18 protein-coding genes and 1 pseudogene are annotated in these 21,090 nt (G+C 61.9%); 11 read left to right on the top strand and 8 right to left on the bottom strand.

What is annotated here, in order from left to right:
- Window positions 1-14: 14 nt before the first annotated feature.
- Window positions 15-944: a substrate-binding domain-containing protein gene (locus tag H9529_RS14530; RefSeq protein ID WP_223814190.1), complete on the bottom strand. Its 930-nt coding sequence runs from the start codon at window positions 942-944 to the stop codon at window positions 15-17.
- Window positions 945-1,052: 108 nt separating this feature from the next.
- Window positions 1,053-2,033 carry an NAD-dependent epimerase/dehydratase family protein gene (locus H9529_RS14525; protein ID WP_092886368.1) on the bottom strand — a complete coding sequence of 327 codons (981 nt, stop codon included), beginning with the start codon at window positions 2,031-2,033 and terminating at the stop codon, window positions 1,053-1,055.
- A 147-nt stretch (window positions 2,034-2,180) separates the two neighbouring features.
- Here H9529_RS14525 and H9529_RS14520 point away from each other — a divergent pair, with 147 nt between their 5' ends.
- From H9529_RS14520 to H9529_RS14500, 5 genes and pseudogenes are all read left to right on the top strand, one after another.
- Entirely contained in the window at window positions 2,181-2,921 is a 741-nt protein-coding gene (locus H9529_RS14520; RefSeq protein ID WP_092886366.1) for an ATP-binding cassette domain-containing protein, read from the top strand.
- A 12-nt stretch (window positions 2,922-2,933) separates the two neighbouring features.
- Window positions 2,934-3,923, top strand: coding sequence for an ABC transporter permease (locus tag H9529_RS14515; protein ID WP_092886364.1), 990 nt, complete (start codon window positions 2,934-2,936; stop codon window positions 3,921-3,923).
- Between the two features lie 58 nt (window positions 3,924-3,981).
- A complete protein-coding gene (locus tag H9529_RS14510) occupies window positions 3,982-4,968 on the top strand; it encodes a LacI family DNA-binding transcriptional regulator (RefSeq protein ID WP_092887032.1) in 987 nt (328 codons plus the stop codon).
- 125 nt (window positions 4,969-5,093) lie between these two features.
- A pseudogene (locus tag H9529_RS14505) lies at window positions 5,094-5,300 on the top strand (integrase core domain-containing protein); the annotation flags it as partial.
- 11 nt (window positions 5,301-5,311) lie between these two features.
- Window positions 5,312-6,421: an FAD-binding oxidoreductase gene (locus tag H9529_RS14500; protein ID WP_218132101.1), complete on the top strand. Its 1,110-nt coding sequence runs from the start codon at window positions 5,312-5,314 to the stop codon at window positions 6,419-6,421.
- A gap of 175 nt (window positions 6,422-6,596) precedes the next feature.
- On the opposite strand, the gene H9529_RS14495 is transcribed toward H9529_RS14500, so the two are convergent.
- Window positions 6,597-7,601: a transketolase family protein gene (locus tag H9529_RS14495; protein WP_092886362.1), complete on the bottom strand. Its 1,005-nt coding sequence runs from the start codon at window positions 7,599-7,601 to the stop codon at window positions 6,597-6,599.
- Window positions 7,602-7,614: 13 nt separating this feature from the next.
- The gene (locus H9529_RS14490) at window positions 7,615-8,538 is read right to left on the bottom strand and encodes a thiamine pyrophosphate-dependent enzyme (RefSeq protein ID WP_092886360.1); all 924 of its coding nucleotides are present in this window, start codon (window positions 8,536-8,538) and stop codon (window positions 7,615-7,617) included.
- 94 nt (window positions 8,539-8,632) lie between these two features.
- Here H9529_RS14490 and H9529_RS14485 point away from each other — a divergent pair, with 94 nt between their 5' ends.
- Together H9529_RS14485 and H9529_RS14480 are read left to right on the top strand one after the other, a co-directional pair.
- Window positions 8,633-9,700, top strand: coding sequence for a zinc-binding dehydrogenase (locus tag H9529_RS14485; RefSeq protein WP_092886358.1), 1,068 nt, complete (start codon window positions 8,633-8,635; stop codon window positions 9,698-9,700).
- On the top strand, window positions 9,697-11,958 hold the full coding sequence (locus tag H9529_RS14480; RefSeq protein WP_092886356.1) for a molybdopterin-dependent oxidoreductase: 2,262 nt from the start codon (window positions 9,697-9,699) through the stop codon (window positions 11,956-11,958). Before H9529_RS14485 ends, H9529_RS14480 begins: the two co-directional genes overlap by 4 nt.
- A 14-nt stretch (window positions 11,959-11,972) precedes the next feature.
- Here the strand turns inward: H9529_RS14480 and H9529_RS14475 are convergent, their stop codons facing one another.
- The 4 genes from H9529_RS14475 to H9529_RS14460 form a co-directional block, all read right to left on the bottom strand.
- Window positions 11,973-12,953: an ABC transporter permease gene (locus tag H9529_RS14475; RefSeq protein ID WP_092886354.1), complete on the bottom strand. Its 981-nt coding sequence runs from the start codon at window positions 12,951-12,953 to the stop codon at window positions 11,973-11,975.
- Window positions 12,953-13,930: an ABC transporter permease gene (locus H9529_RS14470; RefSeq protein WP_092886352.1), complete on the bottom strand. Its 978-nt coding sequence runs from the start codon at window positions 13,928-13,930 to the stop codon at window positions 12,953-12,955. Before H9529_RS14470 ends, H9529_RS14475 begins: the two co-directional genes overlap by 1 nt.
- Complete coding sequence (locus tag H9529_RS14465) at window positions 13,920-15,440, bottom strand: sugar ABC transporter ATP-binding protein (protein ID WP_092886350.1); 1,521 nt, start codon at window positions 15,438-15,440, stop codon at window positions 13,920-13,922. The genes H9529_RS14470 and H9529_RS14465 overlap by 11 nt, the downstream gene beginning before the upstream one ends.
- Window positions 15,441-15,541: 101 nt before the next feature.
- Window positions 15,542-16,570 (bottom strand): sugar ABC transporter substrate-binding protein, encoded by a 1,029-nt coding sequence (locus tag H9529_RS14460; protein ID WP_218132100.1) that lies wholly within the window; start codon window positions 16,568-16,570, stop codon window positions 15,542-15,544.
- Between the two features lie 55 nt (window positions 16,571-16,625).
- Here H9529_RS14460 and H9529_RS14455 point away from each other — a divergent pair, with 55 nt between their 5' ends.
- The 4 genes from H9529_RS14455 to H9529_RS14440 are packed head-to-tail and all read left to right on the top strand — an operon-like array spanning window position 16,626 to window position 20,846.
- Window positions 16,626-18,143 (top strand): FGGY-family carbohydrate kinase, encoded by a 1,518-nt coding sequence (locus H9529_RS14455; RefSeq protein WP_143033472.1) that lies wholly within the window; start codon window positions 16,626-16,628, stop codon window positions 18,141-18,143.
- Window positions 18,140-19,207, top strand: coding sequence for a zinc-binding dehydrogenase (locus tag H9529_RS14450; RefSeq protein ID WP_092886345.1), 1,068 nt, complete (start codon window positions 18,140-18,142; stop codon window positions 19,205-19,207). The genes H9529_RS14455 and H9529_RS14450 overlap by 4 nt, the downstream gene beginning before the upstream one ends.
- Window positions 19,200-19,865, top strand: coding sequence for a class II aldolase/adducin family protein (locus H9529_RS14445; protein WP_092886343.1), 666 nt, complete (start codon window positions 19,200-19,202; stop codon window positions 19,863-19,865). Before H9529_RS14450 ends, H9529_RS14445 begins: the two co-directional genes overlap by 8 nt.
- 3 nt (window positions 19,866-19,868) lie before the next feature.
- Window positions 19,869-20,846, top strand: a complete 978-nt coding sequence (locus H9529_RS14440; protein WP_092886341.1) for a sugar-binding transcriptional regulator — start codon at window positions 19,869-19,871, stop codon at window positions 20,844-20,846.
- Window positions 20,847-21,090 lie beyond the last annotated feature (244 nt).

The raw sequence follows: 21,090 nt of genomic DNA, 5'->3' as shown, positions 1-21,090 counted from the left end.
GCCCCGCCTTCGCCTCAGTTGTCTGCGCAGAAACCCGGTTCGGTTTGATTGCAGGTGTCGAGACCGGTATAGAGCGGATCCTCGACGGTCTCGCCGTTCAGGAGCTGCATCATGACGTCGGGCGCGCGCAGGCCCATCTCGAACGGACGCTGGCCGACCTGGGCGTGACTACGGCCCTCGCGGAAGGCCTGAGTCTGCGGCGGCAGGGTGTCGCCTGCGATGACAATAAGCTCATTGGCCTCCATCCGGTCCATGACCTGATCGGTGACTTGGGCATAGGCCTGCGGCGCAAACTGTGCCCAGCCGCCGACGAGAATGAAAGCATCGAGATCAGCGTTCGCCGTGAAGACGTCCGACATCTGCTGGTTGGCGAGGTCGGCCTGATCGTTGGTGAACACCGGGCATCCCTCGATCTCGGTCCAGCCATTTTGTCCGGTCAGCCGGTCGATCCCCGCTTCGCGCCCTGCCGTATCGCGGAAACCCTGAGCTCGGGCGTTGATGTTGGCTGCAGCGACATTGCCGAGCTGGAGGCAGACCGTGCCGCCCTCGGGCTTCAGGGCCATTGCCTGCTCGGCCATCCCGACACCCATCAGATAGTTGTCCGTGCCGAGATAGGTTGCGCGCAGATCTGCGTCTTCTGGCAGAAGATCGGCATCGATTGTCATGATCGGGATGTCGGGCGCCAGCGCCCGGAGCCGGTTGGCCATGGCCGGTGCGTTCGACGGCGAGATCGCGATCGCGGCGACACCTGCAGAAATCAGGTCATCGACGATCTGCACCGCGCCGGCTTCGTCGGCGGATGAGGCGGGCCCGGTGTAGAGGCAGGTGTACTGACTGTCAGGATTTTCGACCATCCACTGCTGGCAGCCGAGGTTGATCTGCTCGAAGAAGGGGTTGTCCAGTCCCTTCACGACGATGGCCAGTGTATTGGCGTCCTGCGCCATGCCTGCCCCGGCCGTCATGGCCGCGAGGATCGCGATTGTGCCTAGTTTGTAAGTCATTCTTCACTCTCTCCCTGTTGAAGTCTTGCACCGGTGCGCCGCTCCCCGCGGTCAGCCGGGATACCATGTTGTGCGCGCCTCTCCCGCAGCACGGCGATAGGACCAAGCGCGGTCCACCAGTGTCTCGAGGTCGACCCTTGGCCGCCAGCCAAGCAAGTGAGCGGCCTTGGTGCAGTCGAGCCAGTTGCTGTGGAACGGCGTCTCGATGTCGACGGGCGGCGCGCCAGTCCTCTCGTTCACCAGGACGGCAAGACGGCCATAGTCGACTGGCTCGGTCATCGCGATGTTGAAGGTCTCGCGCGCCGCATCAGGGTGGTCGAGTGCGGTCACGAGGGCCGCCACCACGTCGTCAACATGGATGAAATTTCTCCGCAGTGGCGCACCTGTCACGTCCCTCAAGAGCGGCACATGTTGGCCGGTGCGGGCGGCGGCGAGCCTATCGGGCGTCATCAGATCCGCCCAGTCCGGGCCTCCGAACTGATCTTCGCCAAAGCTCATGGCATAGCGCAGGTCATCCTTTTCCATGATCCATGGGGAGCGCAGGATGCAGCCGTCGATGCCGTACTGATGACCATATTGCTCCAGCATCACCTCTTCGATGACCTTGGTCAGCGCATAGCAGCCCGGATAGGCGCGGCGCGGCGCGACTTCGGTGATCGGGGCGTCATAGGCCTGAAAGATGTGGCCCACGGAACAATCGCCGCCCAGAAGGACGAACCGTCGGGCGGCAGGATTTGCGCGAAACGCTTCCAGCAGGACGAACATGCCCTTGATCGATACGTCGATCGCCAAGGTCGGCGATTCCTTTACCGCTGCGAGATGCAGGACATGGGTGACACCGTCCATCGCCGCTGCGACGGCTTCCGGATCGGCGATGGATCCGCGCACCACACTTAGGTGGTCGGTCTCGGACATCGTCCGGTTGTGGCAAAGTGCGACGATTCGGCCCCCGGCGGGGATCATGGCGGTCGTCAGCGCGGGCAGAAGATGTTGCCCTACTTTGCCTGCGGCCCCCGTCACCAGTATTTTCATATGATCCCCCTGATCCTGACGTTGATTTATATTTACTAATAATATTAAGTCAAGTATTTCGTAGGAGCGGTTGAACGGGAGGTTTGACCGCCGAAACAAGGACTCGGGCAGAGGTGGTCCGCGAACGGCAATAAAGGGGGAGCAGGCGTGTCACGCTTGAAACTGGAAAATATTTCAAAGAATTTTGGCGCGATTCAGGCGCTCTCGGAAGTCTCGCTTGAGGTGGCACCGGGCGAGGTTCTGGGCCTGATGGGTGACAACGGCGCAGGCAAGTCAACGCTGGTAAAGATCATCGCGGGCAATTTCCCGGCCTCGTCGGGCGAGATCCGGATCGATGACCGGCCAGCGCACTTCAACAAGCCACTCGATGCGCAAACGGCAGGTGTCGAGATCGTCTATCAGGACCTCGCGCTGTGCAACAACCTGACCGCCGCGTCCAACGTCTTTCTCGGGCGCGAGGCGATGCGCCGGATCGGGCCGTTCAATATCCTCGACTATCCGGCGATGAACCGGCGGGCGGCGGACCTGTTCAAGCAGCTCAAATCTGAGACACGCGCCCGCGACTTAGTGCGGCGCATGTCGGGCGGCCAGCGGCAGGCGGTAGCCATCGCGCGCACGCTGCTGTCTGAGCCGAAGATCGTGCTGATGGACGAGCCGACCGCCGCAATCTCGGTGCGGCAGGTCGCCGAGGTTCTCGACCTGATCCGCCGCCTACGCGACCGTGGCATAAGTGTCATTATCATCAGCCACCGGATGCCCGATGTCTTTGGCGTGGCCGACCGGATCGCTGTGATGCGACGCGGCCGCCTCGTGGCCAGCAAGGCCACCGCGACATCCTCGCCCGAAGAAGTGACCGGCCTGATTACCGGCGCTATCGAAACCGCGTGAAGGAAAGAAAAGATGACATCTCTCGACGACCTCATCGGCCGGACCGAACACAAGAGCTTGTTCGCCCGCCTCACGTCTGTCCCCGTGTTCTGGGTCATCCTTGCCGCACTTGCGGCCTGTATCGCGCTCACACTGCTGACCGATACCTTCGCGACCCAGCGCAATCTGTTCAACGTGCTTCGCAACTTCACCTTCGTGGCAATCATCGCAATCGGCATGACTGTGGTCATCGCGTCCGGCGGGATCGACCTATCGGTTGGATCGACCGTCGTCCTCTCGGCGATGGTGCTCAGTGTGCTGATGTCGGGAGGGTGGAGCTTTGCATTCGCGGCCATCGTCGCGCTGACTGCGGCTTTGGCGGTGGGGGCATTCAACGGCGCGCTGATCGCCTATGCCGGAATGCCGCCCTTCGTCGTGACGCTCGGCACCCTCTCGGGCGCCCGCTCGCTGGCCATGGTCCTGTCCGATAACAAGATGATCTGGGAGTTTGGTCCTGACCACGACCTGTTACTGTGGCTTGGCGGCGGTTCCACCCTTGGCCTTCCCCACCCGACCTTCGTTCTTGCAGTGTTGGGGATCGCTGCGGCGCTGATCCTCAGATGGACGCGCTGGGGGCAATATGTCTACGCCATAGGAGGAAACGAACAGGCCGCCATACTAACCGGCATCGCTGTCAAACGACGGAAAGTGACGATCTACATGTTCTCGGCCTTAACCGCCGGGATCACGGGAGTCCTCATGACTGGATGGCTTGGCTCGGTCACAACCAATCTCGGCCAGTCGATGGAACTTGCCGTGATCGCGGCGGCCGTCATTGGCGGGGCAAACCTCGCAGGTGGAGAAGGCACCCCGTTGGGCGCCGCGGTTGGGGCGCTCTTGATCGAGGTGATCCGCAACTCACTCATCCTGCTCGGCATCTCGACATTCTGGCAGGGGATGTTCATAGGCACGTTCATCATCGTCGCCGTCGCTTTTGACAGGTTCCGTAATGCCCGGACTTGACGTATGACAGCGAGTACATGGAAAAGGGAGCGCGACCGCCACTATGAAGAAGCCGACGATGATGGAAGTGGCCTCACGTGCCGGGGTGTCGCAGGCGACGGTCTCCCTGATCCTTAACGGCAGCCCAGGCGCGAAATTCAGTGATGATACCCGCCGCAAAGTCACCACCGCCGCCAAGGAGATCGGCTATCGCCCGGTCCAGCGTGGTCTTCCGCAGGTTGCGCTGGCCACGAACCAGATCGCCTTCGTGGTCGACGAACTGACGAGCGATCCATGGATGGCCCTTGCCTTCGAGGGAGCGCGGGAATTTGCGCTCCAACAGGGCGTCTCGGTCTCACTTTCCGTCTGTCGCGGCGGAAAACTCCTTGACGAAGACCTGTTGCGCGAGTTCGTGCATCAACCCGTTATCGGCTTCATTTATGGCACGATCCTCACCCGCCGGATCACGTTGCGCGGCCCTTTTGAGAACCTGCCGACGGTCCTACTCAACTGCTACGATGGCAAGCGCCAACTTGCCTCGGTGGTGCCGGGCGACGTCGAAGGCGGGCGGAAGGCGACACAGCGTCTCATCGCCGCTGGCCGACGGCGGATCGGCTTCATCAACGGCCAGGATGGGATCGATGCATCGAGTGACCGCCTGCGTGGCTATCGTCAGGCCCTCGCAAGCAGCGACATCACCTTCGATCCTGATCTCGTATACAACGGCAACTGGGAACCACCGTCGGGCCATGACGGTACCCGAGCATTTCTTGCACTTGACGCGCCGCCCGATGCGATATTCTGCGCCAACGACTTGATGGCCATCGGATGCTACGAGGCGCTCAAGGAAGCTGGACTGCGAATCCCGCAGGACGTCTCTGTGATCGGCTTCGACGACCGCGAAGTTGCCCAATTCATGCGACCGCCGCTCACGACACTTGTTCTTCCCCATTTCGACATGGGGGCTGCTGCCGCTGAACATCTGCTCGACATCGTTGGTGGCCTCCCGACGCGCCACAGCCAAATCAAGGTCGAGTGCGAGTTGATCGACCGCGCGTCCGTTTGATCCCTGTATATATGATCTGTGTGCACCGGGCCCACCCTTTCTTCCCAGCCAATCACGGGCATCGGACTTTGCAACACCAATCCGACAGTCAGGTGATCGATGAAGACTAGTTTCGCCATCTACCTGACAACGGGATCGAACACCGCCTGACGAAGCCCAACCACCCGTGGACCAATGGTAAGATGGGGCGGATGAACCGCACCATCAAAGACGCCACCGTCAAGCGCTTCCATTACGATGACCACAATCAGTTCCGCACCCATCTCGCCGACTTCATGGCCGCCTACAACTTCGCGCGCAGGCTTAAGACCCTTGGCGGCCTCACGCCCTACCCGACGGCACAGTGATCGATGCAACATCGAAACTCATCAAGAACAATACCGGCTATGACCTGCGCCAGATGTTCATCGGCTCGGAAGGTACGCTGGGTGTGATTACTCGGCTTGTCTTGCGATTGTATCCACTGCCCGGTTCTACCCAAGCGGCCTTGTGCGGGCTCGCGGATTATGGGTCTGTCCTGCGGCTTCTGGACGGGGCGCGGCGCAAGCTGGGACCGATGCTTTCAGCGTTCGAGGCAATGTGGCCGGATTACTGGCAGGTCGCCTGCGACGTTCCTGGCGTGCGTAGCCCCCTTCAGGGTCAGCACGCGTTCCACATTCTGATCGAAGTGCAGGGTACGGATGAGGCGATTGACGGCGCACGTTTTACCACCTTCCTTGAAGAGATGTTCGAGGACGGGGTGATCGAGGATGCCGTCCTGTCCCAAAGCCTGACCGACGTGAAGGCTTTCTGGGGGGTGCGCGATGCCTGTTCCGAATTCAAACTGACCCTCGGACCACACCTAGCCTATGATGTGGGGCTGCCAACCGGCAAGGCAGATGAATTTGCCAAAGCCTGCGCCGCCGCAATCGCTGCGGCGGTGCCGGGCGGGCGATCTGTGTTCTATGGCCATATTGCAGACGGGAACTTGCACCTGCTGGGCTGGCTGCCGGACGCACCGGAACAACCGGCAGCGGCGCTGGATGCTGCTGTCTATGCCACGGTGCAGGCGTTCGGGGGGTCGGTCTCGGCTGAACATGGGATCGGGACAACCAAGAAACCATATCTCGCGCATTCCCGCAGCGCTGCGGAAATTGCGCTCATGCGCAAAATCAAGGTCGCGCTGGATCCTCAGTTCCGCGAACCTGATGGTGGCCGCGGCACCCGTGATCGTCAGTGGCTCCGCAGGGATGCTGCGGGGACTGGCAAACACATCGGGTGTTCAAGGGCGGGCGAGGGTCCGGCCTGCACGCGATCCAGGTCGGAGACACAGGCGGAGCCGAGCCAAAGCAGCACCGTCCTGGTAACGATGCGAGATCTATCTCGGCCCTATACGGACATGCGGGGCCGTGATCATGTGTCATCCGCATGCCCGCTTCTGCTCTTGCGCATCCGCTTTTTGCTGATGCAATGACGCTTTGTAGCGGCAAAGCGCTCAATGGTGCGACCGCGCAAGATGCATCCAGCTGGTGCCGAAGTTCTGAGATTCGCCATCGTCCGGATGCGTTCGGTCGTACCCCTTCATGTGCGCCGGCTCTGACTTTGCAGCCAGACAGATCACCGCAGCGTTCGGCTTATCCACAGCGTCGTCAGAGCGCTTCCGCCTTGACCAGAGAGTGAACGTCATCGACGCGGGCGGCATCGAGGTCATTTTCGGTGATGTCGACTGCCTGCCCCACCAGGTCTTCGACCCCCCGTACCAGCGCCAGTGCGTCCAGACCGTAATAGCGCATCAGGTAAGGGCGCGAACCGCCGTGGGCGTAGGTGTCCTTCAGACCCAGCCGAATCAGCCGCTTGCCGACGCCGGCATCAGCCATCGTTTCGGCGACGAGGCTGCCGACCCCGCCTTCGGTGACGTGGTTCTCCAGCGTGATCACGCCGTGCTTAACGCTCGCGATCTGATCAAGAAGCGCCTTGGAATCGAACGGTTTGATGGTGTGCAGATGCAGGTGGCGGATCGAGAGGCCTGCCTTTTTCAGAGCGGCGCGGGCACGCATGGCTTCTTCAGTACAGATGCCGGAGGTGACGACAAGAATGTCGTCACCCGCGCTCAGCTCGCGCATCTCGCCAACCTTGATTGGCGTATTGAATAGACGCGGCACGGATCCGCGCAGCACCCGGCACCAGACCGGGCCGTCGATGCTGTCGGCGGCTTCACAGATCGATTCCACCTCGGTCGCGTCGCCGGTCTCGAGGATCGTCATGTTCGGAATCGATCGCATGACCGAAATATCCTCGATCGACTGGTGCGTCATGCCGCCGGGCGTCGTGACGCCAGGCAAGAAGGCCATCATGCGCACCTTGCGACGCGGATAGGCAATCGAGGCCATCAGCTGGTCATAGGGACGACGGTACATGAACACGCCAAAGGTGTGGATGAAGGGGCGAAAACCCGCCAGGCCCAGCCCGCCAGCAAAACTCATCATGTTCTGTTCGGCCATGCCCATCGACAGAAACTGATCTGGATGGCGATCGCGAAAGCCATCGATTTCGCAAGACGAGGTCAGGTCAGCCGAAAGGCACAGGATATCGGGATTGCCGGCGGCAAACTTTTCAAAGGCCGACGCATAGGGGCGTGAAACCATTTCTACCATGTGTCAGGTCTCCTTAATGGGCGTAATCGACCGGGTCGACGCCCAGATCTTTTGCAATGGATTGGTTCATGCGTGCGCGTTCATCCTCGGATTTGAACCGCACGTAATGGAGCCGTGGGAAACGTTCCTCAAGGATCGACATCGCATGAAAGGGATTTGTTCGGGCAAGAATGATCAGGGGCTTGCCCTCGTGATCTTCCTGTGAAGCCTGTCGGATCGCGTTCAGGTCATGGCCGTCCACCTCGACGCAATGTGCGCCGAAGTTGGTGAACTTGGTGCGCAGGTCGCCGACCTCCATCACCGTGCCCATCGCGCCGTCGCACTGCTGGTCGTTCACGTCCATGATCGCCTTGACCTCGATATTGTGGAAGGCGCAGGCCTGCACCGCTTCCCAAGTCTGGCCTTCCTGGACCTCGCCGTCGGACATGAACACCCAGGTGTTGCCGGTCTCTCCGCGCAGCTTGCGCCCAAAGGCAAGGCCCGCCGCTGTCGACAGACCGATGCCCAGCGTGCCGTTGTGGACCTCCATGCCGGGGCTGTGTTCCGCGCCGATCATCTCGACAGAGGAACCGTCCTGGTTGAACATCTCAAGGCCCTCGGGTGCCATGCGCCCGACCTCTATCAGTGTCGCATAGGCGACCAGCGCGTAATGCGCGGGGGCAATGAAGAGGCGATCGTATTCGGGGGCCGCCGGGCCGTTGTAGCCGGCGCCCGTGTGATAGTCCGGATTGTTCGGAGACGGCACGCCTTCAAACGGCTTGGGGATCATCGGCAGGATCGGCGGCCCAAGATTCAGCGCTTCGTTGTAAAGCCAGGCGAGCTGTTCGCCCGCCGAACAGGCTTGGCTGAGATATCCGCCGTTGTTGCGCATCGAGTGTTCGAATACGCGGCGGCGAATGCCAAGCGCAATATCTTCCGTCGTCTTTTCATTCCTCACGGGGACCTCCTGCAAACTTTACAAATGTCATTAAAAGATGCAAATGTAAAAAACAAGAGATGATTGCAGCGCCCCCGTCCAAGAAAGGTTCGACATGAGACAAATGAACGCGATCAGGTGCCACGGCTTCGGCGGTCGGCATCGGTTTGAAACCGGGCTTAACGTGCCGGAACCGCGGCCCGGCGAGGTGCTGGTCCGGGTCGATGCCAGTGGGATCTGTGCCGCCGACCGGGCCATGTGGGACGCAACCGGGCCGTGGGAGCTGAGCTTTCCGTTCACGCCGGGGCACGAGTTCACCGGGACTGTTGTGGCGCTTGGCGAAGGTGCTGACACGCGACATGGGCTGGCCGTGGGCGACCGGGCCATCGCAGAGTTGAACATCACCTACGGGAATGACTATTTCCGCCAGCGGGGGCTCTACCATCTGTCGGACAGCATGGATGTGCTGGGCGCGACGCTGGATGGCGGCTGGGCAGAATACATGATCTATCCCGCAGACGCGGTGGTCCACAAAGTGCCCGACAGCGTATCGAACCGCGCGGCCTGCTATGCCGAACCACTTGCGAACGCGATCCACGGGGTTCAGCGCGGTGATATCGGGTTCGACGACGTCGTCGTCGTCGCGGGCGCGGGCCCGATCGGCATGGGCATGGTGCAGGCTGCGCGCCTTAAGACGCCGCGCAAGCTGATCCTGATCAACCCGGGCAAGGCCAAGCGCGATCTAGCGCTGACCCTGGGTGCCGATCTTGCGTTTCACCCCGATGATCCCGACCTGTGCAACGCCATCCATGATCTGACAGACGGACGCGGCGCGGACGTGTTCCTTGAGGCGTCGGGACGCGGATCGGCTTTTTTGCAAGGGTTGGCGCTAATCCGCAAAGCCGGGCGTATGGTGGTATTCGGCGTCTACAAAGACCCGGTGCCGTTCGATTTGAATATCCTTGGGGAATTCAAGGAACTGGACCTGCGCGGCGGCCATCTGGCCCCCTTTACTTATGCCACGGCGCTCGATCTGATGGCCCGGGGGCTGATTGATGGCGATGCCTGCGTGACACATTCCTATCTGCTGGAAGATTTCGAGGCGGCCATCGTCCGCTCCCCCGATCCTGACGAAGTGCAGATCAAGGTCATTTTTGAGCCGAACGGCCCGGAGATTTCATGAAATACACATCTTCCCATTGGGGTAGTTACCAGTTCGAACCCGGCGGCCCCTTGCTGCCGCTGGCCAGCGACCCCGACCCGTCGCGCATCGGGCGCGGCTGGGCCAGCGCGTCGCAGGACCGGCAAAGCCGGATCCTGCACCCCGCCATCCGGCTCGGCTGGCTAGACGGCGACCGGGGCCGGAACCGCTGCGGCGACAGCTACGTCACGGTGTCATGGGATCGCGCGATCGCACTCGCCGCTGACGCTTTGGGAGAAACCGTCGCGGCACACGGCAACGGTGCGGTCTTTGGCGGCTCTTACGGATGGTCCAGTGCGGGCCGGTTCCACCACGCGCAAAGCCAGATGCGGCGGTTCCTGAACCTTGCGGGCGGGTGCGTGTCGGCGCGCAATACCTATTCCCACGCCGCCGCAGAGGTTCTCTATCCCCACATTCTTGGTCTCAGCAACAAAGCCTTTCAGGACCAGATGACGGCGATGCCACTGGTCGCCGCACATTGCGAGGTGCTGCTTGCTGTCGGTGGCATTTCGCGTCGCACGGCGCAGATCACCTCGTCGGGAACGACAACGCACGAAGTCGGCTCATGGCTGGAGCAAATGCGCGCCAATGGCACCCGGATCATCGCGCTGTCGCCCGCCCGCAGTGAAGCGGCAACGGAATGGCTGTCGATCCGTCCGGGCACGGATACCGCCTGCCTGCTGGCGTTGGCCCATGAAATCCATAGCGCCGGTTTGGCGGACGAAGCATTCCTCGCGCGCTGCACTAGCGGCTGGGAGACGTTCCGCGATTACCTGACGGGGGCTGCGGACGGCACGCCCAAGACGGCCGACTGGGCCGCACCTATCTGCGACCTCGACGCGCAAGTGATCCGCGACCTGGCCCGCGATCTGGCAGTGTCCAAAAGCATGATCGCCGTGGCCTGGAGCCTGCAGCGTGCCGAATACGGCGAACAGCCGCTTTGGGCAGGGCTGGCGCTCGCGTCGCTTATCGGACAGATCGGACAGCCGGGCACGGGATACGCCTTTGGCTACGGCTCGACCACGCCGGTGGGGCGCGCGGCGCGGCTGATCCCCTGGCCGTCGATGCCGCAGGGACGCAACCCGGTCGACGATGACATCCCCGTGGCCCGCATCGCCGACATGCTGCTGCACCCCGGCGGGATTTACAAATACGACGGAAAGACGCGGACCTATCCCGACATCAAGCTGATCTGGTGGACCGGCGGCAACCCGTTCCATCACCATCAGGACCTTAACCGCCTGGAAGAGGCGTGGACGCGGCCCGAGACGGTCATCGTGAACGATCACAGCTGGACGGCCACGGCGCGCCGGGCAGACATCGTCCTGCCCGCCACCTCCCCGCTCGAACGCGACGACATCCTGATGAACCGGCGCGATCCTACACTGCTGTGGATGTCGCGATACCACGCGCCCTTAAGCGAGGCGCTGGACGATTACGAGATATTCGCCCGCCTTTCGGAAACGATGGGCTTCGGCGATGCTTTCACCGAAGGGCGCGACACGGCGGGCTGGCTTGCCTGGCTCTGGGAGCGCTCGCAGGAGGTGGCACATGCGCACGGGTTTGCATTGCCCGACCTGAACAGCTTTCGCGCCGCAGGGCGATTCGACATCCCCGATGCAGCGCAAGCGCGGATCGCGCTCGCCGATTTCGTGGCAAACCCCACGACCCATGCGCTGGCGACTGAAACCGGGCGCATCACGCTGACCAATGCGGGGATCGGCGCGCTGGGGCTGCCAAGCTGCCCCGGTCATCCTACATGGATCGAACCGACCGAATGCCTGACACGAGCGCAGCCTGATGAACTTCACTTGATCTCGGGCCAGCCGGACACCCGGCTGCATTCCCAGAACGATCGCGGGTCCGAAGCACTGGCCGACAAGATCAAAGGGCGCGAGGCGGCCAGCTTCCATCCCGACACGGCAGCGGAGCGCGGCCTAATCGCCGGCGATATCGTGCGTCTTTACAACAGGCGCGGGGCCTGCCTCGCGGGCGTGCGGTTGAACGACGGGCTGCGGCGTGACTGTGTCTCGTTGCCCACCGGCGCCTGGTTCGATCCGCAGATCGTCCAGGGCGAACGGCTGGAGGTGCATGGCAACCCCAACGCCCTGACCCGCGACGCAGGCTGTTCAGAGCTGTCGCAGGGCAATATCGCCCATTCCTGCCTTGTCCGTGCAGAAAAGTGGACCGCTGCTGTGCCGGAGCTGACCATCGACACGCCGCCGGTCGTCGCGCCCTGAAAAGGGCGCGGCGCTCAGTCGGCGTTGCGCATGTTACGTTGCGCCACGGCAAGCGCCAGCGCGGACACCAGGATGATGCCGGACAGTGCGTCCTTTGTGTTGAAGTCAAGCCCCATCAGATTCAGCCCGTTGGTGAGCATACCCAGAAACAGCACACCCGCCAGCGTGCCCGGCACGTTCGGTCGTCCGCGCGGATGCAGGGCCGCCCCGATGAAAACTGCGGCGATGGCGTCCAGCAGGTATGAAAAGCCCGACAGCGGCGTGAACATGCGGATATTGGCTGCCGCAATCAGACCGCCCACCGCGCAGGTAATCGCGGCAAAGACGAAACACGCGATCAGGATGCGGTTTACGCGAATGCCCGCCACGATTGCGGCGGACCGCTGCATGCCAATCGCATGCACCTGCCGTCCCCAGACCGAGCGCTCGAGCACGAAGTAATAGATCACCACCAGAACGACCGCGATGATGACTTCGGTCGGTATGCCGAACAGGTCCCCCTGTGCGATGTTGCGAAAACCGTCTTGCATCTGGCGATGAGAAATCGGCCCGCCGCCGTTGGTAAAGATACGCTGCACAGATGACCCGATAAAGAACGTGCCCAGTGTCGCCAGAAAAGGACTGATCCGCAGGCCGACCACCAGCGCCGCGTTCAATAGCCCCACCAGCGACCCGCCGATCAGACCCACGCAGGCCGCCGGGAACCAGCCCATGCCATAAGACTTCATTGCCACCACGGCAAAGGCAGCGCCGAAGTCCAACGCGATCCCCACCGACAGGTCGATGCCGCCGGTTGCCACGATCAGCGTCATCCCAAGGGCGATGATGATAAGGATGGCAGAGCCTTCAACGATGTTCAGCAAGTTCTGACCCTGTACAAAGACCGGGTTCCACGCCGCGAAGAACAAAAAGAAGGCCGCAAAGACGATCAGAAAGCCAAAGCGCATCACGATTTTGCGAAACGAGAACCGGCGTTGATTTGCGACTGTATTCATCACTGCGCCCATTGCGAAATTGCGGACAGCGCCACGACGATCACGATAAGCGCGCCCTTGATAAGGTCGGTCCAGAACACGTTCACCCCGATGGTCTTGAGCCCGATGGAGATCGCCGCGACCAGCACGGCCCCCAGAATGGCGCCCCAGACGGTAACGATCCGGCGCGGCGAGAACGCAGCCCCGAGAAAGGTCGCCAGCACCATTTCAAGAAGGAGGTTGTCTTGCGCGCCGGGAGAATAGCCGTTGGCACGTGCAAGGGTAAAGAACCCCGTCACGAACCCCATGAAGGCCGCTACAAGATAGGATTGCGCCACCAGCCGATCAACGCGGATCCCCGAGATTTCGGCCGCATCACGGCTGCCGCCAGCCGCCTGCAGGTTCAGCCCCCACTTTGAACGGTGAAGAAAGAACCAGGCAAGCAGGCTGAGTATTGCGACGATCAGGATACCAAGCGGAATGCCGAATGCGATGTCGCCACGCAGTGCGGCGATGGATTCGACATTGAGGTTGAGCCTCTTGCGCTCTGTGATGACATTGGTGATGCCCACGACAGCTACGAACATGGCAAGCGTGGCCAGAAGCGGCGCCATGCGCAATCGCGTGACCAGGACCGCGTTAACGACGCCGACCAGCATCGCAGCGACCAGCGCGGCCAAGGCCGCAAGAATGGCCGGCTGCCCTGCGCCGGTCATCACCGCCACGATCCCGGCACACAGCACGGCCGTGGCAGGGATCGACATGTCTATCCCGCCGGAAACTACATCGTCGCCACCCGCCATGACCACGGCGGACAATCCGATGACAGACAAAACGACCGTCAGGCTTTGCGCCAGCACCAGCTTGAGGTTGACGATGGTCATGAAGTTAGGCGCGTTAAGGCCCACGTAGAGCAACAATGCCAAAAAGATGATCAGCGGCAACAGCCCGACGATCGTCGCCAGCCGGTGCTTCTGATTGCGCGCGCTAGCTTGCATCTGCAGGCTCCAAAACGGTCGTGGCGCCGGTGGTAACCGCCACGAGGTGGTCCACGTTGAGATACGGCTTGTCGATGATCGTTCGGACCTTGCCACGCATCATGACGGCGACGCGGTCACAGGTACCGACAAGCTCCACCGGGTCGGATGACGACATCACGATGATCGCACCCTCTGCGGCAAGGTTTTCGATCAACTGATAGATTTCTGTTTTGGCACCCACATCGACGCCCACCGTCGGCGCGTCAAAGATAAAGATCCTGGCGCTCTTGGCCAGCCAGCGGGCCAGAACGACCTTCTGTTGGTTGCCCCCCGACAGAAAGCGGGTGACGGCCAAGGGATTGTTAGGCCGGATGTCGAGATCATTGATCAGCCGCTCGGTCACGGCACGCGTCTTGCGACGGTCGATCATGCCAAAACTGGCGTTTTCGTCAAGCGTGGCCAGTGTTGCGTTCTCGGTCACTGTCATCGGAAGCACCAGACCGTCGTGCCGCCGGTCGCGCGGGACAAGGACCATGCCGTTTGCCACCGCCTTCGCGGCGGTCCTAGTATCAAGCGGCGCGCCGTCCAGCGTCAGGGTGCCGCGGGACTTCCGCAATCCGTACAGCGCATCTATCAACTCTTCGCGACCGGACCCGATCAGGCCGGCGATGCCGAAAATCTCGCCCCGCCGGATGTCGAGCGTCACGTCAGAAAAGGCCTTGCCGTCGTCGTATCCGACCAGTTGCAAGCTGACGTCGCCCGGTTCGCGGTCGGTGGTCGGAAAAAAGTTGTCGAGCGCGCGCCCGATCATGGCCGACACCAGCTCTGGCCCGGTTTCCTTGCTGACCGTGTCAAAGACAGCCACGTTCCTGCCTTGCCGGAACACCGTGACACGATCGCAGATGTCAATGATTTCGTTCAGGTAATGCGACACATACAGAATCGCGATGCCGCGCGATTTCAGTTGTGCGACGGCCTTCATGATTGTGCGCACATCCTCGCTGGCAAGGGGCGCTGTGGGTTCGTCGAAAACGACGACCTTCGCGGCCCCGTCGACCAGCGCACGCGCCACCTGCACCAGTTTGCGCTCTGCCGGGCCCAGGTCGCGGATCAGGCGGTTGCCCGGCAGTTCCGAACCCAGCTCTTCGCGCAAGAAGGCCTCTGCGCGGCTGCGCATCTTCCTTTTGGACAATCCGAACGGGCCGGAAATTTCCTGACCCATGAACACTGATTCCGCGACGGTGAAATGCGGCACAAGATGCAGTTCCTGGTGGATAAACCGGATGCCGGCAGCTCTGATCTTGTCCGGCGTGACCGGAAACACCGTAGCGCCGCCCACCGCGATCTGGCCTTCGTCGGGCTGGTAAACACCGGCCAAGACCTTGATGATCGTGGATTTTCCAGCGCCGTTTTCGCCGACAAGGCCGTGAACCTCGCCCGGAAGGACGGTCAGGTCGGCCCCGTCCAGCGCACGGACACCGGGAAATATCTGAACGATTCCGCTGAGCTGGAACGCTGCTTCGGTCATGTCGCCTCGTCTGGTCAGGAATATCAGCGCAGATGCGGGACGATCCGCATATACGCGACAGCCGGTGAACCGGCTGCCGCAGTGCCATCAACTGCAACAGGTCAATTGATCTCGCCGTAGCCCAGTTCTTTGTAGGCTGCCTTGGCTTCTTCGGGCCCGTTGATCGGCACCACCTCTACATAGGTCTGCGGCAAAAGGGTGTCGCCGGCAAAGTAGCGCGCCACGTTCTCTGCGGCGGTCTGGCCGATCAGGCGCGGCTGTTGCGCCACGTTGGCCACAAAGGGGCTGCCCTCTTCGGCCATGATTTCGAGCGTGTCGGGACCGCCGTCAAGCGCGGTCACCAGGACATCTGTCCGGCCGGATTCCTCAAGCGCCTGCACGACACCGATGGCCGGTTGATCCCAGCAGCCCACGTGGATGGCGTCGATCTCGCCCTCGGGATATTGGCTGAGCAGGTCGAGCGTCTGGCGGCGCGCATCTTCGGGCGCATTGGCGAACTCTTCGGCCAGCTCAGGCTGGATAATCTCGATCTCCGGATAATCCTGCAGCACGTATTTCCACAGACCGGTTCTGATACCGCAAATGCGCAGCGAATTCTCGAACGCGTTGAACACGGCAACCTTGCCTGCGCCGCCCATCGCGTCGGCCATATAGCGACCGATGGTGGTGCCCATGTAGTAATTGTCCGAGGTGGTATTGTTCACCACATGCGGGCTGGGATGATCGACAGAGAACACCGGAATGCCGGCGGCCTGCAGGGCTTCGAACTTCGGTTCGACCGCGCCATCGCCCAGAATCGAGATCACCGCGTCAACGCCCCGGTTCATCAGCACATCGTGATTATCGGCATGAACCTGATTGTCACGGCCACCGTCGACGGCCACAACGGTGCCGCCAAGCTCTTCCACCCTGCTGGTTGCGCCGTTGAATGCTTCGCGGTCCCAGAAATGCTGTGTGCCGACAACGGCAACACCGATGGTTTTCCCATCAAGACTCAGCTGGCCTTGTGCCCAGACCGTGGACACGCTCAGCACCGCGATTGCGCTGGTGGCGGCTAACAGCTTTTTCATGATTCTCTCTCCCATTTGGTAAAAGGTACCTCCTCGTACCTGCTGCCCAAACCAGAACAATCTTCTTTACAAATGTCAACAATCAATTCATTTGTATAAGCTAGGAGGGCGGCACGTGAGCGAATTCAGAATTGGTCTAGACGTCGGGACAACGGCGATCAAGGCGGCGGTCTACCAGCCGGACGGCACCTGCGTGGCGCGGGCAGAGCGGGGCAACAAGGTCCTGCGCACAGGCCCCGGCCGTGCAGAGCAGGATATGGAGCAGGTCTGGCAAAACGCAGTGTCATGCTTGGCCGAGGTCGCAAAAGACTGCGAAGGCGCGACGATCGGATCGGTGGGGGTTTGCGGTCAGGGCGATGGTCTGTGGGCGATCGATGCAGATGGGTATCCAGTTGGCAACGCCATGTTGTGGAATGACACGCGCGCGGCGGCCGACCTGGAAACGCTTGTCGATGCCGGACGAACCGACGCCATCGGCAAGGGGTCGGGCACATCGCTCTGGCCCGGCACGTCCGCGATGCTGTGGCGCTGGCTACAGGCGCAGGACGGTCATGCAGCCTCCAGGGTCGCCACTGTCTTTACCTGCGCGGACTGGATCGGCTACCGATTAACGGGGACGGTGGCGACAGACATGTCGAACGGGTCGATCCCTTTCATTGACCTCGACGCTCGCCGCTACAGCGACGCGCAGTTCGCGTCGGTCGATTGCGAAGGGCTGAAGCCGCGGTTGGCATCCCCCCGTTGCGCCTCGGACCGGCTGGGCGGCCTGACGGCAGAGGCCGCCCGCGCCACCGGGCTGCCCGAAGGCTTGCCGGTTTCGGTCGGCACACTCGATCTGGCGGCGATGATCGTCGGCATGGGCCTAGATCAGCCGGGGCAGACCATGCTTATCATGGGCACAACGGCGGTGGTCAACATCCTGACTGATGTGGCGGACCGCGTTTCGGTTCCCGTCGGTGCGTCGGCGCTGCATGCGACCAGCGACGCGATCATTCGCATCCTTGCCCCAGCAACCGGGGCGGCAGCCTTTGACTGGTTCGCCCAGTTGCATCCCCAAAGCCTTGGCGGCGACACGCCGGCGGCGGTCGCGGAAAAGCTGAATGCGCTCGTGCTCAGCGTGCCGGTCGGCGCGAACGGGGTGACGTTCCTGCCGTATCTGAATGGCGAACGCGCACCCTTTGTCGCGGCCGATATCACCGCGGGCTTTCACGGCATGCGCTCTGACACGACCAAGGCCGATCTGGGGCGCGCCGTCATGGAAGGCACCGCGATGAGCCTTCGTCATTGCTTCGAAAGCCACTCCGGCTTGCCGACCCGGCCCGTCCAGTTGACTGGCGGCGGGTCCCGCAACGCGGTCTGGTGTCAGATCATCGCGGACATTATCGGCCAAGACGTGGTGGTCAGCCCGCAATCGGACCAAGGCCTGTGGGGCGCGGCCTGCCTTGGTGCAGCCGCCGCCGGCGCAGGCGACGCCATGACCCTCGTTCAGCGCGACGAGGACACAACCACCTATGCTGCCGATCCCGAAAAGCACGCCGCCTACAGCAGTGTCTACCGACGGTACGAGATGATCTCGTCGGCCATGCGGCGGCTGCAGAAAGACCTCAATTTAATCAAGGACCCGATGCCATGACCAACATGATGAAAGTGGCCGTGCAATACGCCATCGATGACATCCGCATCGAAGAGCGACCGGTCCCCGAAATCGGCCCCGGCGAACTGCTGCTTAAGACCCGCGCCTGCGGACTTTGCGGGGGCGAGACGATGGCGTGGTACAAGACCGAACCGAAGGTTTTGGGACACGAACCCTCGGGCGAGGTGGTCGAGGTAGGCGCCGGTGTGACCGACTACAAGATCGGAGACCGGGTGTTCGTGAACCATCACGTCGGACGTGTGGACAGCCACCTGTCCCGCCGTGGCCACTTCACCCGCGATCCGTTCTACAAAACCATGCGGCTTGATCCCGGCGGGGTCTGCGAGTATTTCCGTGTCACCGCCCAGCACATTGCGATGGACACGCACAAGCTGCCCGACAGCATCTCAGACGAGGCCGCCGTCACCATCGAACCGTGGTCATGTGTGCTTTCCGGGCTCAAGCGGTGTATGATCCAGCCGGGCGATACCGTGGCCGTGGTCGGCGCGGGCTTCATGGGACAGGGCTTTTTGCATCTTGCCCCGCTGTTCGGGGCGGGCAAGGTGGTGGCGCTCGATTTCTCGGATTGGCGGCTGGAAAAGGCGAAGTTCTTCGGGGCCACCCATACGGTCAATCCCAGAACCGAAGATGCCGTCGAGGCGATGCGCGCGCTTAACAACGGGCGCCTGGCCGATACGGTGATCGTGATTGCACCGTTCCCTGCCGCCTGGGACCAGGCGCTTGCCCTGACGGAAGTCGGCGGCTGTCTACATCTGGGCGCGCCGATGCCACCTGACACGGATTGGGTGCAAAGCGGCCACAAGGCGTATTTCGACCAGATCACCATCACCTCGCGCTACAGCTCGGATCACACGGACACATACAGCTACATCCGCCTGCTGCAAGCCGGCCGCATCAAGGCCGCGGACGCGGTTTCGCACCGCTTTGACATCAGCGACAGCGCAGAGGCGTTCAGGATGCTGGTAGAGGCCGAGAAATCGCTGAAGATCGTCGTTTATCCCCACGGCATCCCCAATAACAACCAGGGGCACGCTCATGCTTGAGGCGCTCAAGAAACTCGTCTGCGAACAGAACCACGAATTGCCGGCCAACGGGCTGGTGGTGGGTTCTGGCGGCAATGTTTCTGGCCGGGACCCGGAAACGGGGCTGGTCGTGATCAAGCCCTCTGGGGTGAAATTCGCCGCGCTTACGCCCGACACGATGGTCGTCGTCGACCTTGATGGCACCGTGGTCGAAGGGACGGCGAAGCCCTCGGTCGATACGGGCATTCACCTCTACATCTACCGCAATCGCGCGGACGTCTTCGGCGTTGCGCACACCCATTCGCCCTATGCCAGCAGTTTTGCCGCGCGCGGCGAACGCATTCCGGCCGTGATGACGCCCATTACCCACATGCTGGGCCGCGACGTGCCCTGTTCGCGTTACGCGACGCCGGGCGAGGTGGACACCGGAGAGGCCATCATCGAGGCCGCCGGGGGCGGCTGGGCGGTGCTGGTCAAGGCGCATGGGGTGTTCACCATGGGGCGCGACGCAAAAGAAGCCACCTCCAACGCGATGTATCTCGAAGAGGCGGCCATGACGACTCATCTGGCCATGACCCGCGGCCCGGTGGATGAATTGCCACAGGCAGAAATCGATCGTTGCTATAAATGGTTCCACAAAAACTATGGGCAATCAGGCAGCAAGGTCGTTAAAGATTAACGGATGAACAAGCCCCCCAAACTACCGAGTGTCAAAAGCGACAAGGACGCGCTCCTTTCCAATATCGCCTTGCTGTACTACGGTGAGGGCCTGACACAGAACGAGATTGCCAAGCGCTACAAGCTGTCGCGGGTCACAATCGTCAATATGCTGCGCGATTGCCGGGAGCGGGGCATCGTCGAGATCCGGGTCGATGGACAGCATCTGGCAGCCTCCGGCCTGGCGCGGGACCTGCGTGAAAAATACGGCTTGCAGGATGTCTATGTCGCCATAGACAGCATGGGGGAAGGATCGACCCAGCGCAGCGACAACCTGGCACAGTTGGCACGTGTCGCCTCGATGGCTATTCTCGACATTGTCGAACCTGGTGACCGGATCGGCGTCGCCTGGGGCGAAACCATCGCTGCGGTCGCCAACGCCATGCCGCGTCACTCTGTGGCCGGGACGCAGGTGTGCCAGCTGATCGGCTCACAAGAGTCGACGCGCGTTCCAGCATCCGAGATCTGCGCTATCGAAGTCGCCAACAAGCTGGGGGCGCAGTGCCATACGCTGCACGCCCCCGGCATCGTGTCGAGCGCGGAACTGGCCAGCGCTCTGAAGTCCGAAGTCACGATCCGAAACCAGCTGGCGCGGCTGTCGAGCCTTGACATGACGATCTTTGCCGTCGGCCACGTGGGCAGCGACACCCACATGGCTGCCGCCGGCATCGCCTCGACCGCAGAGCTGGAGGCCGCGAGACGTCAAGGCGCCGCAGGGATCATCTGCTGCCGCTACATCGACAAAAACGGCCAGGAGATTCGCACTGCCCCCTACGACCGGATTATCGCGGCTTCGATCGATGATATCAAAGCGGCCCCCAAAAAACTGCTCGTCGTCTGCGGAAGCGATCGTCTGGACGCGACCCGCGCCGCAATCCATGGCGGACTTGTCACCCATCTGGTGGTCGACCGAAAGCTCGCCAAAATCCTGATCAACAGCTAGGACGTGGTCGGGGGATCGGGCCTGCGTACCCTACGCTGGACTGCATCGGCAGGCTATGTTGCAATGCGGCAATAGGGAATAGTCACAGCGACAGTATTCCGGCCGCACCGCAGCTGTTGATCTTCTGAAAATGGCAAGGTGATATGCAGCCGAACCATGGAACCGGAGAGTGGACAAGACGGAACACGGCGTTCCGGCCTTTCAGGCCTGCCGGCACTTGTCGCTTCCAGAAAGCGCGCCGAAC

It is taken from the genome of Roseicitreum antarcticum, assembly GCF_014681765.1.
Classification (GTDB): domain Bacteria; phylum Pseudomonadota; class Alphaproteobacteria; order Rhodobacterales; family Rhodobacteraceae; genus Roseicitreum; species Roseicitreum antarcticum.
This window is presented reverse-complemented; position numbering and strand designations above follow the sequence as displayed.